Origin of the sequence: Barnesiella sp. An55, assembly GCF_002161555.1 — a bacterium.
Lineage (GTDB): Bacteria > Bacteroidota > Bacteroidia > Bacteroidales > Barnesiellaceae > Barnesiella > Barnesiella merdipullorum.
In genome coordinates, this window is record NZ_NFHZ01000001.1 from 249,708 (window position 1) to 268,013 (window position 18,306).

Genomic DNA, 18,306 nt, shown 5'->3' on the forward strand with positions numbered 1-18,306 from the left:
ACTTGAAACAGAGCCTATGAAACCGAACATATACCTGCAACTCTTCACCTCGTTTCTGAAGATAGGAGCGTTTACCTTTGGTGGAGGATGGGCCATGATACCCCTTATCGAACGAGAGGTGGTCGATAAAAAGCAATGGATCAAGCGCGAAGACTTTATCGACGCCCTGGCCATCGCCCAGTCCCTGCCGGGGGTTTTGGCTGTGAACATATCGATACTGGTGGGCAATAAGCTACGCGGGCTGAAAGGCAGTCTGGCCGCCACCTTGGGCACCATATTACCCTCGTTTCTCATCATTCTGGCCATTGCCATCTGGTTTGTGCAAGTCTATGACAACCCGGTAATCGAGCGCATATTCAAGGGAATACGTCCGGCAGTGGTAGCCCTCATCGTATCGCCCGTACTCACAACAGCCAAGACGGCCCGCATCAACCTCAAGACGGTAATCATCCCCGTTGTCGTGGCCCTGGCCATTTGGCTGGGAGGCATCTCGCCCATCTGGTTCGTACTGCTGGGCGGTATCGGTGGAGTCGTTTATTACAATCACATCATTGCCCGCATCAAAAGGCGGTACAGAGAAAAGAAGAAGTAAGCCATGTGGATCGTATATCTTAACTTATTTTGGGCCTATCTGAAGATAGGGCTGTTTGGGTTTGGCGGAGGATATGCCATGCTCTCCCTGATTCAACACGAAGCGGTAGAGGTCATCCACTACGGCGAGAGCCAACCTTGGCTCACCCCTACCGAGTTTACCGATATCGTGGCCATCTCGCAGATGACCCCCGGTCCTATCGGTATCAACAGCGCCACCTATGTGGGCTATGTAGCCACCGGCAACAGTGTGCTGGGCTCGCTTGTCGCCACATTTGCCGTGTGCCTGCCCTCGTTCATTCTGGTGCTGATGATAAGTCATTTCATCCTCAAGCACAAGGAGAATCCCATTATCAAGAGCATATTTGCCGGCTTGCGCCCCGTAGTCGTGGGGTTGATTGCCTCGGCGGCCCTGTTGCTCATGAACAAAGAAAACTTTCCCGACTATACCCTGAGCATCGCGATTGCGGTCATCTCGTTTATCCTGGTGCACTACACCCGGCTTCATCCCATACTGGTAATCGTGCTGGCCGGTGTAGCCGGGTATGCGCTGTATTAAATCGATAGATATGAACTACGAAGAGACTTTGGACTATCTATACAGTCAACTCCCCGTCTTCCAACAGATAGGGAGTGCGGCCTACAAACCGGGGTTGCAGAACAGCGAAGCACTCGACGAGTACTTCGGGCATCCCCATCGAAAATTCCACACCCTGCATGTTGCCGGCACCAACGGCAAAGGGTCGGTATCGCATCTGTTGGCCTCGATTTTGCAACTCAACGGTTATAAAACGGGGTTATACACATCGCCCCATCTGGTCGATTTCAGGGAACGCATCCGCATCGACGGCCAGATGATTCCCCGCGAAGAGGTTATCGCGTTTGCCCAGAAACATCTGGCTCCCACACTACATATCCATCCCTCGTTTTTCGAGCTGACCATGATGATGGCTTTCGACTATTTTGCCCGCCAGGCTGTCGATGTAGCCGTAATCGAAGTGGGATTGGGAGGTCGCCTCGACAGCACCAACATCATTACTCCCGACCTGTGTGTCATCACCAACATCAGCTACGACCATGTGCAGATGCTGGGCAATACCCTGCCCCAAATTGCCCGGGAAAAAGCCGGAATTATCAAGAGCGGGATACCCGTGGTTATCGGCGAAGCCAAAGGCGAGGTCAAACAGGTATTCATTGACAAGGCCCGTGAAGTAAACGCCCCCATCTTTTTCGCCGAAGAGTGTGTTCGCTTCGATTCGGCCCGACAAAGTGCCCGGGGATGGGAGTTTGAATCGCCCGAGTTCCCCCACCTCGTCGGAGAGTTGGGCGGCCTCTGCCAGGAGAAAAATGCCGCCACCGTGCTCACGGCTGTGGCCCGACTGCGCGAGTTGGGATACCGCATCTCCGACAGCTCGGTATATGAAGCCTTTGCTCACGTTACCCGCCTTACCGGACTGATGGGCCGCTGGCAACAGCTACAGTCTTCACCCCGCCTTATCTGCGACACCGGGCATAACACCGGGGGGATGCAATACATTGCCCGCCAGCTTGGTAACGAGCATTATGACACGCTACGCATCGTTATCGGTATGGTCAACGACAAGGATATATCGGGGGTACTGTCCATGCTCCCCAAGGAGGCGGTCTATTACTTTACCCGGGCATCAGTACCCCGGGCCCTGCCGCAAGACAAACTCGCCGAACTGGCTGCAAAAGCCGGACTGAAGGGGACAAGCTACCCTACCGTCGAACAGGCTGTAAAGGCGGCACAAAAAGAGAGCCGCCCCGAAGACCTCATCTTCGTAGGCGGCAGTACCTTCATCGTGGCCGACTTGCTGCAGTTTATGCCTTTACCGCAATAACTTCAATCTCAACCAGTGCCTGCTTGGGCAACTCCTTGACGGCGAAAGCCGAGCGGGCGGGAAATGCCCCGCCAAACTGCTGGGCATACACTTCGTTCATGGCCCCGAAGAGCGACATGTCGGCCAAAAAGACGGTCGTCTTCACAATATGATCGACCGAGCAACCAGCCTCGGCGAGAATGGCCTTTATGTTCTCAAACGATTGACGGGTTTGCGCCTCGATACCCTCGGGCATGACTCCCGTAGCCGGGTCGATAGGCAACTGTCCCGAAAGGAAAATCATACCGCCGGCTTCGATGGCCTGGCTGTAAGGCCCTATGGCCTGAGGTGCGGCTGTTGTAGAAATAACTTTTTTCATAATCAGGGTTCTATTTTTGAGAGAGTTCCACTTGGTTCTCCTCGATTTGCAAATCTTTCAATCCTATCTTGTCGCCCTCCTCTTCCATGAGCCGGCGAGTATCGACAATAACCCGCCACTCCCGGGGAAAATCGTCTTTCAAGTTACTGATAAAATCTTCATCGCCCGCACGGTCTATCGCCCGCAACAGATAACCCAACGACAGCCTATTGATATCAACTGCAGGCTGATAAGCAAACACGCGCTCCTCTTCCGAAAGAGTCTTCGATATGATTCCGGCCCGTTCCAATTCATCGACCGTGCGTTCGACCAACTGGCTGGGAATGGCATAGCGGCGAGCAATTTGACCCTTGGTAAAGGGCGGGAGCCCGTCTCTGAATCGGTGCACAATGACCGTAGCCACAACCAGCAGAATATAGTCGGAGTAGCGACGCGAAATGTCATTGGTCTCTTTTTCGAAATTGAAATTGACTACGTTTTGCGATGAATAGGTCAGCACGGCTCCAAACAGACAGATAAGCCACGAGAACTGCATCCAGATGAGCAACAAGGGCAAGAAGGCAAAACTACCATAAATGGCATTGTATTTCGATACCCATATCTGTCCCGATATATATATGTATTGGAATATCTGGAACGCCGTACCGCATATGAGTCCCGAAATGAAAGCATACTTGAATTTTACCTTCGTATTGGGTATAAAAATATAAAGGGCTGTAAAAAACAGCGCCGTGAGTATATAAGGTGCCAACCGAAGAACCCACTGCAGCAGCGGGCTGATAAACTCAAACAGCACCAATGAGCTGAACATGGTTGACATGAAAAGGGAGAAACCACTGGCGGCTACCATCAGGATAGGCAGAATCAAAAACATCGAAGTGTAATCGGTCACTTTACGATAGAACGACCGTCCACCCTTCACCTGCCAGATATCGTTGAAGGCCTTCTCGATATTCGACAGCAGACTTATCAACGTCCACAGCAGAAAACAAAGACCTATCCCCACAAATACCCCACCTTTCATCTGGTCGAGGTATTGATCGACAAAACTCAACATATACTCCAGCGCATCGCGCTGAGCCGGGAAATAATCGAAGAGCTGACTTTGCATAATATGCTGGAAACCAAAACCCTTGCAAATAGCAAAGAGCATGGCCAGCGCCGGCACAATGGCCAAGATGGAGCTAAACGTCAAAGCCGATGCCTTCTCCTGCAACTTCTCGTTCAGGAAACAGCGCACCGATAGATTCAGAGTCTTGAGTATATGGATATGCAATTTATACTCAGTGATATGCCAAATATCGACCGAGACAAACTGCCAAAACCATTTTACCCACAAACTGATGCGAGCAAAAAAAGAGGTCTTTTTCCTACGCTTAGCCATATTATATTGCTCGTAACAAGTTTCTACAAAAAATACAGCAGGCCTGTAAGCCGGGTTATGTACTCTCGCGAAGAGAGCGTCTGTCATTTATCTCGACCTTGTGTCACCACAAGGCTCTAGCGGTTTACCCCCCGGCATCGGGCGAGCAACCCTATGGCGCCGGTGTACATAACCTTACAACCCATAAGACGTACGGCACTCTACATTGCTGTAAAGCCCGGTGAGCTCTTACCTCACCTTTTCACCCTTACTGCTTGCGCAGCGGTTCTTTTCTGTTACGCGACTCTACCCTCACGAATAGCTTCCCGTTAGGAAATATGGTGCTCTGTGTTGCCCGGACTTTCCTCCCGCACGAGGCGAGCGACAGACCGTCCTGCTGTACGACACAAAGATAAGAATAAAAATGGCAAAGGTGGCAAAACTGTCAGCCGTTTTTAAACCAATTCGAAATTTAACAGTCAATATGACATACCAATCGGGTACTCAAATACGTTCTTTATTGGTGAGTCGCGTTAACCCCTGTTAAGCAGCTATGCGGCTTATTAAAAGAGCTTAAAAAGAGGATAAGTCGATTATAATGGCACAAGAAATGTATTAAATTTAACGTCGTAAAAACTTAAATACAATAGAATATTAACAATTAAAACAAATAGATTATGAATTCTTACGGAAAAAAATTGATGGGTATTGCCATGATTGCAATCCTAAGTTCCGGCGTCACCATCGGAGCATTCAGTTTATTAAATAGATCCGCCAATTCACAAATCGAGGATCAACCCTTGGGGAGCGAGTATGCACAACCTACCCAGTTCACACGAGTTGCCAATAGACCCGCCGTTGAGACCGATTTCACGGTAGCTGCCGAAAATACGGTCAATGCCGTGGTAAGCATCAAATCGACCTCCACGCCCAAACAAAGCCAAATGGGGGGATTCAACGACCCGTTCTTTGAATACTTCTTCGGGCAAGGTGGCCGTAACATAGAACCTCAACCCCGCACAGGATTAGGCTCAGGTGTAATCATTACCCCCGACGGATACATCGTTACCAACAACCATGTGGTCGAAGGCGCCGACAAACTCGATATCACCCTGAACGACAACCGCACTTTCAACGGCCGTGTAATTGGTACCGACCCTTCGACCGACTTGGCCTTGATTAAAATCGACGCCAAGGATCTGCCCATCGTCAAATTCGGCGATTCGGACAATTTGAAAGTGGGCGAATGGGTATTGGCCGTAGGTAACCCGCTGGGCCTGACCTCGACGGTTACCGCTGGTATCGTAAGCGCCAAAGCCCGTAGCATCAGCGCACTCAACCCCCACAGCCAGAAGATGGGCATCGAAGCCTTTATCCAGACCGATGCTGCCGTAAACCCCGGCAACAGTGGTGGTGCCTTGGTCAACACAGCTGGTGAACTGGTAGGTATCAACACCGCCATCTACTCCGAGACCGGTAGCTATGCAGGTTATTCGTTTGCCATTCCTACCTCGATTGTGAGCAAAGTCATCGCCGACTTGAAAGAATATGGAACTGTACAACGTGCCGTACTGGGTATCGGATATGTCGAAATCAACTCCGACGTAGCCAAAGCCAAGAACCTCGAAGTTCAAGAGGGTATCTATGTAGGCGAGGTCTATAACCGCAGCGCCGCCATGGAAGCCGGCATCAAAGAGGGCGATGTAATCACCTCGATTAACGATGTGAAGATCAAGAACGGAGCCATGCTCTCCGAACAGTTGAACAAATATCGTCCCGGCGACAAAATTAAGATTGGTCTGTTGAGAGGCAAAGAGTCGAAGACCGTATCACTCACCCTCAAGAACAGCCAAGGCAATACCGAGATTACCAAGATTGCCGGCATGGAATCGTTGGGAGCCGGCTTCAAGGAACTCGACGCCAAGAGCCTGAGAGAGATGAACATTCGGTATGGCGTGCAGGTAATCGGGCTGAAGAGCGGTAAATTCAAATCGGCCGGAATCAGAGACGGGTTCGTAATCCTCGAGATCAACAACACCCCCATGAAATCGGTTAGCGATTTGGAAACCATGTACGACTCGATTGTCAAATCGAACCAAACCCAGAAGGTGATGTTTATCACGGGCCTCTACCCCAACGGCAAGATGATGTACTATGCCGTTGACCTGGCCGACTAACCATACCGGGGATAGGGTCTTTCTCAAGGCCTTATCCCCGTTTCTTCCCCTAAGTTCCAAATATCATTAACGGAGGAAACAGAACGAACCACCAAATGTTGTATGAATGTGTTCGATAATGGCTCGATTGTCAAATCGGGCTTTTTAGCGATGCGCACTCAAAATTAAACATTTTTTGTAACTTTATTAACAACAAATATACTATATTTGCAATCCCAAAATCTCTATATTGCAAGATGAGACAATTAAAAATTACCAAATCGATTACCAACCGGGAGAGTGCTTCTCTTGACAAATACCTTCAAGAAATCGGACGCGAGGACTTAATTACGGTAGAAGAGGAAGTAGAACTCGCCCAACGCATAAAAAAAGGCGACCATGCAGCTTTGGAGAAGTTGACGAGAGCCAACCTGCGTTTCGTTGTTTCGGTTGCCAAACAATATCAGAACCAAGGATTGAGTCTCCCCGACTTGATCAACGAAGGGAATTTAGGATTGATCAAAGCCGCCGAGAAGTTTGACGAAACACGAGGTTTCAAATTCATCTCTTATGCCGTATGGTGGATTCGTCAATCCATTCTGCAGGCCCTGGCCGAGCAGTCGCGTATCGTGCGCTTGCCGTTGAATCAAGTGGGCTCGCTCAACAAGATAAGCAAAGCCCTCTCGAAATTTGAGCAAGAGAACGAGCGTCGCCCCTCGCCCGAAGAGTTGGCCGAAGAGTTGGATATCCCTGTGGATAAAATTTCCGACACGTTGAAAGTATCGGGCCGTCATATCTCGGTCGATGCCCCCTTTGTCGAGGGCGAAGACAACAGCCTGCTCGATGTGCTGGTAAACGACGACTCCCCTATTGCCGACCGCTCGCTCATCAACGAGTCGCTCTCGAAAGAGATAGACCGTGCCCTCAAGCAACTCACCCCGCGTGAGAGCGAAATCATCAAGATGTTCTTCGGCATCGGCTGTCAGGAGATGACCCTCGAAGAGATTGGCGACAAATTCGGGTTGACCCGTGAGCGTGTGCGCCAAATCAAGGAGAAAGCCATCAGACGGCTCAGAACTGCCTCGAGAAGCAAACTGCTGAAAACCTATTTGGGATAACGACTTATCCCGTGAAAGGATATAGAAACCGACTTGCAAACAAGTCGGTTTTTTTATTTTAATTTTTTTTCTCTATGTTTCAATTGCTTAATCGTAATAAAACCTCTATCTTCGTTCTCACAAAGCATATCACTATGGACAAATATCTATATCGTGTCTTTTTGTTGGTCCTCTGCGGTGTTTTTGCACAAAATGCAACAGCACAAGAACCCACTACAGGTTTCGAAGAGGGCAATAACCAGTATGTCATGCGAGAGAGCAACCTCTCGGACATAGGGACCGGGAAAAAGATAAAGCCCTTTACCTTCGGCGCCGAGGTAGGAGCCTCAATCGATATGGCCGGCAACGACCTATCGACCTTCGATGTCGATCTGTTTACCGGTTATCGGTCAAGCTATATCAAATGCCTGGGACTGGGCGTGGGTCTTCACAACTCATTTTCCAGCAACCGATACTACGTACCGGTCTATTTTTTGTTCCGCAGTAATCTGCTCAAGGAAAAATCGCTCATCTTTGTCGATTTCAGAGCCGGATACTCGAGCAACCAAATGTGCAAAGGCGAAACTCAAGGCGGGTTCTACGGCTCGGCCGGACTGGGTATCAACCTGTCGGTAAGCAAGAAATTCGGGTCACACCTGCTCGTGGGATACAACTTTTATCAAGTTTCGCCCTTTACCGACGAAAAAGGAGCCTACCAGGATATCAACGGGACACATCTGGTATCGGTGCGACTAGGCATCAGTTTCTGATCACAGCAAGCCAGAATTTGCAAATAGATACGGTTTAGCGAAAATCAATAGCAAAAAAACCAGAAGAATCAAATAAAAGAAGCCTTTTTATTTGGTTTTCTCAAAATAGTAATTACCTTTGCAATCACAATAAGCAATAGAACGATGACCATATCACTGCTAAACAACTCGATTATTATTATTGATCTTCTATCGAATAGTCCCGACGAGAAGTGAGAATCAGTGTTGTGTAGCCTTGTATATAAAATGTTTATAGCCTTTCTCACGAATATGTTGGGAAAGGCTTTTTTATTAACCCTCATATACGCAAGAATATGTCCGACAGATTATTCATTTTTGACACGACCCTACGCGACGGCGAGCAAGTGCCCGGCTGTCAGCTCAACACAGTCGAAAAAATACAGGTAGCCAAAGCGCTCGAAGCCCTTGGCGTCGATATTATCGAAGCGGGATTCCCGGTATCGAGCCCCGGCGACTTTGCCTCTGTCGTGGCCATATCCAAAGCCGTCACCTGGCCCACAATCTGCGCCCTCACCCGGGCTGTCGAAAACGATATCAAGGTAGCGGCCGAGGCGTTGCAATATGCCAAACACAAACGAATACACACCGGTATAGGCACCTCGGACTATCACATTCGATACAAATTCAACTCCACCCGCGAGGAGATTGTCGAGCGGGCCGTCGCTGCCGTGAAATATGCCAAAAAGTATGTCGAGGATGTGCAATTCTATGCCGAAGATGCCGGCCGCACCGACAACGAATATCTGGCCCGTGTAATCGAAGCGGTCATCAAAGCAGGAGCCACCGTCGTCAACATTCCCGACACCACGGGCTACTGCCTGCCCGACGAGTTTGGTGAGAAAATACGCTACCTCAAGGAGCATGTCAACGGCATCGACCGCGTGGTAATCGCCACCCACTGTCACAACGACCTGGGCATGGCAACCGCCAACACCATGGCAGGTATCCAGAACGGGGCCCGACAGGCCGAAGTAACCATCAACGGCATAGGCGAACGGGCCGGAAACACCTCGCTCGAAGAGGTGGCCATGATTTGCAAGTGCCACCACAACCTGCAAATCGAGACCAACATCAATACACAGAAGATTTACAGCACGAGCCGACTCGTATCGAACCTCATGAACATGCCCGTGCAACCCAACAAGGCCATCGTAGGGCGCAACGCCTTTGCTCACTCGTCGGGCATCCATCAGGACGGGGTCCTGAAGAACCGCGAGAGCTACGAGATTATCGACCCCAAAGATGTGGGGCTCGACGAAACGTCAATCGTACTCACCGCCCGCAGTGGGCGCGCCGCCCTCAAACACCGTCTCCACCTGCTGGGCATCGAGCTCGACAAAGAGGCGCTCGACAAGGCCTACGATGCCTTCCTCAAACTGGCCGATCGCAAGAAAGACATCAACGACGACGATATTCTGATGCTCGTGGGGAAAGAGCGCACGGCCAACGCCCGCATCCGTCTCGACTTCCTGCAAGTGACTGCCGGCGTGGGTATCAAATCGGTAGCCAGCATAGGGCTCGACATTGCCGGCGAAAAGTTTGAGGCAGCCGCATCGGGCAACGGTCCGGTCGATGCCGCCATCAACGCCATCCGCTGCATCATACACCGCAAGATGGTAGTCAGCGAATTCCTCATTCAGGCCATCACCCGGGGCAGCGACGACGTGGGCAAAGTGCACATGACCGTCGTCTATAACAACAACTCCTACTACGGCTTCTCGGCCAACACTGATATTGTAGCCGCCTCGGCCGAAGCCTTTATCGACGCAATCAACAAATTTATCATATAAGCCCAACACGCATGAACACTTTATTCGACAAGATATGGGACGCCCATGTGGTCACTTCGGTAGAAGGTGGCCCCGATCAACTGTACATCGACCGGCACTACTGCCACGAAGTTACCAGCCCGCAGGCCTTCAACGAATTGAGAGAGCGGAAACTGAGTGTATTCCGCCCGGCACAGACCACCTGTTCGCCCGACCACAACATACCCACACTCCACCAGGACCAACCCATCGCCGACCCCGTATCGCGCAACCAGGTAGAGACTCTGGCCCGCAACGCTCGCGAATTCGGACTCACCTATTACGGACTGGGAAACAAGAAAAACGGCATCATCCATGTGATAGGCCCCGAGTATGGACTCACCCAACCGGGCATGACCATCGTATGCGGCGACAGCCACACCTCGACCCACGGCGCTTTCGGCGCCATCGCCTTCGGTATAGGTACCAGCGAGGTAGCCATGGTACTGGCTTCGCAGTGCATCCTGCAACCCAAGCCCAAATCGATGCGCATCAATATCGAGGGGAAACTCTCGCCCGGCGTCACCGCCAAAGACATAGCCCTCTACATTATCGCCCAGATGACCACGGGCGGAGCCACCGGTTATTTTGTAGAGTATGCCGGCGAAGCCATCCGGGCTCTCAGCATGGAGGAGCGCATGACCGTGTGCAATCTCAGCATCGAGATGGGTGCCCGCGGCGGGTTGATTGCCCCCGACGAGACCACTTTCGCCTACGTCAAGGGACGCGAGTTTGCTCCCAAGGGCGAAGCCTGGGACAAAGCACTTGCCTATTGGAAAACGCTATACAGCGACGCCGATGCCGTGTTCGACCGCGAAGTAACTTTCCAGGCGGCCGACATTGCCCCCCGCATCACCTACGGGACCAATCCCGGCATGGGTATTGCCATCGACGAGGCGATCCCGCTGGAAGACACCATCGACGAAAGCAGCAAGATATCCTATCGTCGGGCTCTGCACTACATGGGCTTCGAACCCGGGGAGAGATTGCTCAGGAAAAAGATTGACTACGTCTTTTTGGGCAGCTGTACCAACGGGCGCATCGAAGACTTCAGAGCCTTTGCCAACCTGGTGAAAGGGCATCACAAGGCGAGTCACGTCACCGCCTGGCTGGTACCGGGCTCGCAGGCGGTAGCCCGCCAGATTGTCGCCGAGGGACTCGACCGCACCCTCGCCGAGGCCGGGTTCGAAATACGCCAACCGGGCTGTTCGGCCTGCCTGGCCATGAACGATGACAAAGTGCCGGCCGGTAAATATGCCGTATCGACCTCGAACCGCAACTTCGAAGGCCGACAAGGCCCCGGAGCCCGCACCATTCTGGCCGGTCCTCTGGTAGCGGCAGCCGCGGCCATCACAGGAGAGATAACCGATCCACGAACCTTTTTATAAATACATACCGTCATGATCGAAAAAATCAATATCATAACTTCGTCGTGCGTTCCCCTGCCCCGGGAGAACGTCGATACCGACCAAATCATTCCTGCCCGTTTTCTCAAAGCCGTATCACGCGAAGGGTTCGGCGAAAACCTCTTCCGCGACTGGCGCTACGACAAGGATGGCAAGCCGGTAGCCGACTTTGTGCTCAACAACCCCGCCTACTCGGGCTCGATACTGGTGGCCGGGAAAAACTTCGGGAGCGGCTCCAGTCGCGAACACGCCGCCTGGGCCATCGCCGGTTATGGATTCCGGGTGGTGGTATCGAGTTTCTTTGCCGACATCTTCAAGAACAATGCCCTCAACAACGGCGTACTGCCGGTGGTAGTCTCCGAATCTTTCCTGGCCGAACTCTTCGACCACATCAAGGCCAATCCGGCATCGACCGTCACGGTCAATCTCGAGGCCCAAACCATCACCGACAACGCCTCGGGCAAAACGGAACACTTCGAAATCAATCCCTACAAAAAAAGCTGCCTACTCAACGGATACGACGATATCGACTATCTACTCAGCCAGAAACAGGCGATCGAAGAGTGGGAAGCCAAACACCAATAAACGATTGCCTATGTTTATAGAAATTATGGATACGACGCTGCGCGACGGCGAGCAGACCTCGGGGGTCTCCTTTGCCCGGCAAGAAAAGATGAGTATTGCCCGGCTACTCCTCGAGGATCTGAAACTCCCCCGCATCGAAATAGCGTCGGCCCGAGTCTCGTCGGGCGAATACGAGATGGCCACCCAACTGTGCGATTGGGCCCGCAAACGCGGACACATTGACAAAATAGAGGTGCTGGGATTCCTCGACAACGGAGCCTCGATCGAGTGGATACGCTCATGTGGGGCCCGGGTGATGAACCTCCTCTGCAAAGGCTCTGAGAAACACTGCACCTTCCAACTCAAAAAGACAGTGCAGGAACACATTGCCGATATCAAACAGGCTATCCGAAAGGCCCGGGAAGTGGGGCTGAAAATCAACCTGTACCTCGAAGACTGGTCAAACGGCATACAGCACTCCCCACAGTATGTCTATCAACTGATGGATGCCCTGAAGAACGAAGCCGTAGAGCGATTCATGCTGCCCGACACGCTGGGTATCCTCAACCCGCTGCAAACGCTCAAGTTCTGCCGGGCCATGCGGCGCCGCTATCCCAACCTGCGATTCGATTTCCATGCCCACAACGACTACGACCTGGCCACGGCCAACACCTTCGCCGCCGCTCTCACCGGCATCCAGGGCGTACACTGCACCATCAACGGGTTGGGCGAACGGGCCGGTAACGCCCCCCTCACCAGTGTGCTGGCCGTGCTGCACGACCATGTGAAAGCCACGACGGGTGTTACCGAGAACATGGTCAACAAGGTGAGCCGCATCGTCGAGTCCTACTCGGGCGTGCGAGTAGCAGCCAACAAGCCCATCATCGGCGAGTCGGTCTTCACCCAATGCGCTGGCGTCCATGCCGACGGCGACAACAAGAACAATCTCTACTACAACGACCTGTTGCCCGAGCGTTTCGGCCGCAAACGCGAGTATGCCCTGGGCAAAACCTCGGGACGGGCCAACATACGCAAGAACCTCGAGTCGCTGGGTATCGAGCTCGACGACGAGTCGATACAGCGGGTAACCCAACGGGTCGTCGAGTTGAGCGACAAGAAAGAGATGGTCACCCCCGAAGACCTGCCCTACATCATCTCCGATGTGCTGAAACACCAGACCATCGCCCAGCACGTCAAGGTAGTGAACTACACCCTCAACCTCTCGCAGGGACTCAAGCCGGTAGCCATCATTGCCATCGACATCAACGGGCAAGTGTATGAAGGGGCCTCGACCGGCGACGGACAATACGACGCCTTTGTAAAGGCCATCCGCAAGATATACAAGGAGCAACTGGGCCGCACCCTGCCTCTGCTCACCAACTATACGGTGAACATCCCGCCCGGCGGACGCACCGACGCCCTGGTGCAAACCGTCATCTCATGGGATTACAACGGCGGCATACTCAAGACCCAGGGTCTCGATGCCGACCAGATGGAGGCGGCCATACAGGCTACCATCAAAATGCTCAACCTCATCGAAGACAAAGAACACAGTATAAAACCCTTAAAACAACAATCATGATGGAATTACATATTGCCGTACTACCGGGCGACGGGATTGGCCCGGAGGTCGTTGACCAGGCCCTGAACGTGACCCGGGCCGTTTGTGAAAAATTCGGGTACAACCTTATTTATCAAGTGGCACCGGTAGGCGCGTGTGCCATCGAAGAGACCGGTTCGCCCTACCCCGACTCGACCCACGAGCTGTGCATGAAAAGCGATGCCGTGCTGTTCGGAGCCATCGGCTCACCCAAATACGACAACAACCCCAATGCCCCGGTTCGTCCCGAGCAGGGACTGCTGGCCATGCGCAAAAAACTGGGACTGTTTGCCAACATTCGTCCCATCACCACCTTCCCGGGACTCATCCACAAATCGCCCCTCCGTGCCGAACTGATCGACGGGGCCGATTTCATGTGCATACGCGAACTCACCGGCGGGCTCTACTTCGGTCGTCCGCAAGGCCGTAGCGAAGACGGCAGTGTGGCCTACGACACCTGCATGTACAGCCGCGAAGAGATTACCCGCATCGTACAACTCGCCTACGACTACGCCATGCGCCGACGCAAGAAAGTGACCATGGTCGATAAAGCCAATATACTGGCCACCTCGCGACTTTGGCGTGAGGTAACCCAGGAGATTGCCGCCGAGTATCCCGAGGTCGAGACCGAGTTCCTCTTTGTCGATAATGCCGCCATGCGCATGATACAATGGCCCAAGAGCTTCGATGTGATTGTGACCGAAAACATGTTTGGCGACATCCTCACCGACGAGGGGTCGGTCATTACCGGCTCGCTGGGTATGTTGCCCTCGGCCTCGATCGGGTTGCACACCTCGGTATTCGAACCCATACACGGCTCATATCCACAGGCTGCCGGTAAAGACATAGCCAACCCGCTGGCCACGATTTTGTCGGCCTCCATGATGTTTGAATATGCCTTCGGGCTAAAAGCCGAGGCCGACCTCATTCGACAGGCTGTGGCCGAGTCGATGAAAGCCGGTATCGTGACCGAAGATATTGCCGACCCGGGAGCCCCCTCCTACCACACCCACGAGGTGGGCGAATGGATTGTAAAGTGGATCGAGACTCACTAAACAGCAATCGACATACATCAAAAAAAGAGCGGGTGGCCTGGTACAGGTCACCCGCTCTGGCATGAAAACAGACTCTGTGTTACTGGGCCGAACCGGCAAAAACGACGATGCGGTTCCAGTTATTGTTTTTGGGATACAGCTGCGAATCGCTGCCGTTGGCCACAATCTGTATCCGGTTCTTGTCGATATTGTATTTCTCGGTCAGCAATTTAACCACCGACTCGGCCCGGCGTTGGCTCAACTGCTTGTTATACTCGGGCGTACCCGTATCCTTATCGGCATATCCTATTACCGAGAGATTACACGAAGGGTTGCTCTTCAACCACTGGGCAATGTTATAGACATTGACCATCTCTTCGTCGGAGACTACGGCACTGTTGATGGTGAAACGCACTACACCGGTCAGTTCCTGGTCGCATCCGGCCGGTTCAACGACCGTCACCTCCTCGACTACCGGTTCGGGACAAGGGGGGCACTCCACCTCTCTCGACTCACACTCGTTGAGTTGGCTTCTCAGCATGTTCACCTTGTTGTTCAATTGGTTGATGGTCATCTGGTCGGCATAGGCGTCGTAGGCTTTGAAACGCTCCTTGCCAAACTTGATTGAGAAACCACCAATGGCCGATACCACACTCTCGACCTCTATGCCATCGACTATCCCGTTGAAGTGGTCGCCAATGAGGTTACCCCGACCCTCCAGGAAGAAATCGACATAGTGCGACAGGCGGAAATTGAGTTTAATACCAGCCGTAATCGGGAAGGCATAGGTCTTATCGCCGTAAGGCGTGTTGTGGAACGAATAGATACCACCGATACCGGCAAAGGGAATGATCGAGAAGATGCGCCGCTCGTTGTAGCCGTGGAAGGTGTTGAACATATCCCACATAATATCGCCATAGACCGCAGCATAACGCATATGGGTCATTACCCCTTCGGCATAGGGCCAGTTGGTGTGCAGGGCACCACCCATGGCCGACAGTCGGAATCCCATATAGGGGCTTATCCATTTACCTATGGCAAAGTCCATGGCCAGCGTATATTGGGCATCGCCCGTGTGTTCGGTAAGGAACGTTTGCCCACCGGCGCCCAACGAAATGAACCAGTTGTTTTTATGGCTATCGGAGTAGTATCGAGGTTTGCCGGGCAGGACCTCGGTAACCGAAACATCTTCTTCGACAATAATCGCTTGTGCCGACGCCGGTTCGACGTATCCCCAAAGCGATGTAGTAGCCGCGGCTACTGCTAAAAAAAAGAACTTTGTTTTCATCTTCATTTGTTTTAGTTATACAATTTTGCTTTCTACAGTTCAAAGAGACAGAAGCATATCGTCGCTACTATCTGTTTTTGTAACCTAAAACAACCAGATAAAAGAATGTGTTCACCACTACCGGGAAAAAGAATAGGGAAAATCCATACTATTTAGCCCTTGTAAGCATCTTATAAAAAATGAAAACAGCATATAGCGGTTGGCAATTAATTACTAAATTTGCACATACTCGATGAATATCATACTTTTATAGTAGCAACCAGAGCAATATATCTATGAAACGAAATAAAAAGGGTTCCGATTTCTTCCCCCGGAAACGGCCGAAATATAAACTGACCTTCTTTAACGAAAGCTCGCTGGAAGATGTGTGGACCATCTGCTTTTCCCGGTTCGGAGCCATCACGACTGCCGTGCTGCTCATCGTCTTTATTGTCGTGGCCATACTCTCGATTATCGTAGGGACCCCGGTAAAGACGCTGTTGCCCGGCTACCTGAAGACCGAAGAGCGCATCGAAATGGTCGATAAGATTTTGCGGGTCGATTCGCTGGCTGCCGAGGTACAACGTCGCGATGTCTATATCCAGAATCTCTCGGCCATTCTCTCGGGCGAAATAAAAATCGACTCCATAGGCCAGCAGGCCGACAGCCTGCTCTCTACCCGCAACGATACCCTGCTGCCCCAATCGAAACGGATGGAAGAGTATGTCAAACAGTATGAGCAGGAAGAGAAATACACCCTCAACGTCTTCACACCCACCACCCCCATCGACGGGAAACTGTTTTATACCCCGCTCAAGGGCGAGATTGTAAAAGGCTACGACCCACACGCCGGACACTTCGGCGTCGATATTCAATGTCCTCGCAACACGGCGGTATCGTCGGTTCTCGACGGCACCATCGTATCGGCCGGCTACACCCCCGACTATGGGTATGTCGTGGCCATCCAGCACAGCAACAACTACCTGTCGATCTACAAATACAACTCGGGTATTCTCAAGGGCATAGGCGAGAAAGTGCTGGGCGGTGAGAAGATTGCCGTTACCGGTTGGGAAGAGGACAAATCGACGAAGCAATCGTGCACGGCCGAGTTCCAATTATGGCACATGGGACAATCGCTCGACCCCGAAAAATATATTACTTTCTGACCTCAATTCGCCGATAATAGACTTTATTTTATACCTTTGCACAGTCTAAACCGAGGATTTTGACTTCTCTTATTAAACCGAATGAAAAAACAATTAGCCATATTAGGTTCTACAGGCTCGATAGGCACCCAAACACTCGACGTGGTAGCCGAATATCCCGACCTGTTTGAAGTATATACCCTGACGGCCAACAACAACGTGGAGTTGCTTGTCGAACAGGCCAAACGTTTCAACCCCGACTCGGTGGTCATTGCCAACGAGGCTCATTATCCCCGACTCAAAGAGGCCTTGAAGGAGTATCCCATCAAGGTCTATGCCGGCGACGACGCCATTGCTCAAATCGTCGAGGCGGCTCCCATCGATATCGTGGTTACGGCCATGGTGGGATATGCCGGGCTCAAACCGACCATTCGCGCCATCGAGGCTCACAAGACCATTGCTTTGGCCAACAAGGAGACTCTCGTGGTGGCCGGCGACCTCATCAAGCAACTGGCGCTCGAGTATCATGCCCCCATCATTCCCGTCGATTCGGAACACTCGGCCATCTTCCAGTGCCTCGTGGGTGAGTGGGACAACCCCATCGACAAGATTATCCTCACCGCCTCGGGTGGCCCCTTCAGAGAACTGACGGCCGAGCAGATGAAGCACGTCACCAAGAACGACGCGCTGAAGCACCCCAAATGGAACATGGGGCACAAAATCACCATCGACTCGGCTACGCTCATGAACAAGGGGTTCGAGATGATTGAGGCCAAATGGCTCTTCGACGTCGCCCCTAAAGATATCGAAATAGCGGTACACCCGCAATCGATTGTTCACTCGATGGTCCAGTTCAAGGATGGCACGGTCAAGGCCCAGTTGGGCGTGCAGGACATGCGCATGCCCATACGCTATGCGCTCTCCTACCCGACACGACTCGAGAGTCCCCACTCGAAACTCACACTCGAGCAGTATGCCCAACTCACCTTCGAGCGGCCCGACCTCGAGCGCTTTCCCCTGCTGCGCTATGCCTTCGATGCCGTGGCCGAGGGTGGTAATATGCCTTGTATCATGAATGCCGCCAACGAGATAGCTGTGGCCGCCTTCCTCCACGATGCCATCGACTATCCCAGCATAGCCCGCATTGTGGCCGAGACAATGGCTCACATCGAATTTATCGCATCGCCCCGCTACGAGGACTATGTGCACACCAACCAACTGGCCCGCGACTATGCGGCGCAACTGATTAAATAACACGTTCAAA

At 52.3% G+C, this 18,306-nt stretch carries 16 protein-coding genes and 1 other RNA gene; 13 read left to right on the top strand and 4 right to left on the bottom strand.

Annotated features, from left to right (window positions below):
- The first annotated feature begins 16 nt into the window (after positions 1–16).
- From B5G10_RS01020 to B5G10_RS01030, 3 genes are read left to right on the top strand one after another with little or no spacing between them, the layout of a single operon-like run.
- Positions 17–592 (top strand): chromate transporter, encoded by a 576-nt coding sequence (locus B5G10_RS01020; RefSeq protein WP_087422909.1) that lies wholly within the window; start codon positions 17–19, stop codon positions 590–592.
- A gap of 9 nt (positions 593–601) precedes the next feature.
- The gene (locus B5G10_RS01025) at positions 602–1,150 is read left to right on the top strand and encodes a chromate transporter (RefSeq protein WP_162612472.1); all 549 of its coding nucleotides are present in this window, start codon (positions 602–604) and stop codon (positions 1,148–1,150) included.
- 10 nt (positions 1,151–1,160) lie between these two features.
- Positions 1,161–2,453, top strand: a complete 1,293-nt coding sequence (locus B5G10_RS01030; protein ID WP_087422911.1) for a folylpolyglutamate synthase/dihydrofolate synthase family protein — start codon at positions 1,161–1,163, stop codon at positions 2,451–2,453.
- Here the strand turns inward: B5G10_RS01030 and B5G10_RS01035 are convergent.
- The 3 genes from B5G10_RS01035 to rnpB all read right to left on the bottom strand — a co-directional run bounded on the left by B5G10_RS01035 (position 2,434) and on the right by rnpB (position 4,575).
- Positions 2,434–2,811, bottom strand: coding sequence for a RidA family protein (locus B5G10_RS01035; protein ID WP_087422912.1), 378 nt, complete (start codon positions 2,809–2,811; stop codon positions 2,434–2,436). The genes B5G10_RS01030 and B5G10_RS01035 overlap by 20 nt on opposite strands.
- Positions 2,812–2,821: 10 nt before the next feature.
- A complete protein-coding gene (locus tag B5G10_RS01040) occupies positions 2,822–4,195 on the bottom strand; it encodes a YhjD/YihY/BrkB family envelope integrity protein (protein WP_087422913.1) in 1,374 nt (457 codons plus the stop codon).
- Between the two features lie 30 nt (positions 4,196–4,225).
- An RNA gene (rnpB, locus tag B5G10_RS01045) (RNase P RNA component class A) lies at positions 4,226–4,575 on the bottom strand.
- Between the two features lie 276 nt (positions 4,576–4,851).
- On the opposite strand from rnpB, the gene B5G10_RS01050 reads away from it, so the two are divergent.
- From B5G10_RS01050 to leuB, 8 genes are all read left to right on the top strand, one after another.
- Positions 4,852–6,351 (top strand): Do family serine endopeptidase, encoded by a 1,500-nt coding sequence (locus B5G10_RS01050; RefSeq protein WP_087422914.1) that lies wholly within the window; start codon positions 4,852–4,854, stop codon positions 6,349–6,351.
- A 236-nt stretch (positions 6,352–6,587) separates the two neighbouring features.
- A complete protein-coding gene (locus tag B5G10_RS01055) occupies positions 6,588–7,448 on the top strand; it encodes an RNA polymerase sigma factor RpoD/SigA (RefSeq protein ID WP_008862117.1) in 861 nt (286 codons plus the stop codon).
- 134 nt (positions 7,449–7,582) lie between these two features.
- Positions 7,583–8,197 (top strand): hypothetical protein, encoded by a 615-nt coding sequence (locus B5G10_RS01060; protein ID WP_087422915.1) that lies wholly within the window; start codon positions 7,583–7,585, stop codon positions 8,195–8,197.
- A gap of 314 nt (positions 8,198–8,511) precedes the next feature.
- Positions 8,512–10,008, top strand: a complete 1,497-nt coding sequence (locus B5G10_RS01070) for a 2-isopropylmalate synthase (protein WP_087422917.1) — start codon at positions 8,512–8,514, stop codon at positions 10,006–10,008.
- Between the two features lie 11 nt (positions 10,009–10,019).
- Positions 10,020–11,414 (top strand): 3-isopropylmalate dehydratase large subunit, encoded by a 1,395-nt coding sequence (gene leuC, locus B5G10_RS01075; RefSeq protein ID WP_087422918.1) that lies wholly within the window; start codon positions 10,020–10,022, stop codon positions 11,412–11,414.
- A 12-nt stretch (positions 11,415–11,426) separates the two neighbouring features.
- Positions 11,427–12,017 (top strand): 3-isopropylmalate dehydratase small subunit, encoded by a 591-nt coding sequence (leuD, locus tag B5G10_RS01080; RefSeq protein ID WP_087422919.1) that lies wholly within the window; start codon positions 11,427–11,429, stop codon positions 12,015–12,017.
- A gap of 10 nt (positions 12,018–12,027) precedes the next feature.
- Positions 12,028–13,578 (top strand): alpha-isopropylmalate synthase regulatory domain-containing protein, encoded by a 1,551-nt coding sequence (locus tag B5G10_RS01085; RefSeq protein WP_162612471.1) that lies wholly within the window; start codon positions 12,028–12,030, stop codon positions 13,576–13,578.
- A complete protein-coding gene (gene leuB, locus B5G10_RS01090) occupies positions 13,578–14,651 on the top strand; it encodes a 3-isopropylmalate dehydrogenase (protein WP_087422920.1) in 1,074 nt (357 codons plus the stop codon). The genes B5G10_RS01085 and leuB overlap by 1 nt, the downstream gene beginning before the upstream one ends.
- Positions 14,652–14,730: 79 nt before the next feature.
- Here the strand turns inward: leuB and B5G10_RS01095 are convergent, their stop codons facing one another.
- Positions 14,731–15,918 (bottom strand): OmpA family protein, encoded by a 1,188-nt coding sequence (locus B5G10_RS01095; RefSeq protein WP_087422951.1) that lies wholly within the window; start codon positions 15,916–15,918, stop codon positions 14,731–14,733.
- A gap of 275 nt (positions 15,919–16,193) precedes the next feature.
- Here B5G10_RS01095 and B5G10_RS01100 point away from each other — a divergent pair, with 275 nt between their 5' ends.
- On the top strand, positions 16,194–17,063 hold the full coding sequence (locus B5G10_RS01100; protein ID WP_087422921.1) for a M23 family metallopeptidase: 870 nt from the start codon (positions 16,194–16,196) through the stop codon (positions 17,061–17,063).
- Between the two features lie 81 nt (positions 17,064–17,144).
- Positions 17,145–18,296: a 1-deoxy-D-xylulose-5-phosphate reductoisomerase gene (locus B5G10_RS01105; protein ID WP_087422922.1), complete on the top strand. Its 1,152-nt coding sequence runs from the start codon at positions 17,145–17,147 to the stop codon at positions 18,294–18,296.
- Positions 18,297–18,306: the final 10 nt, after the last annotated feature.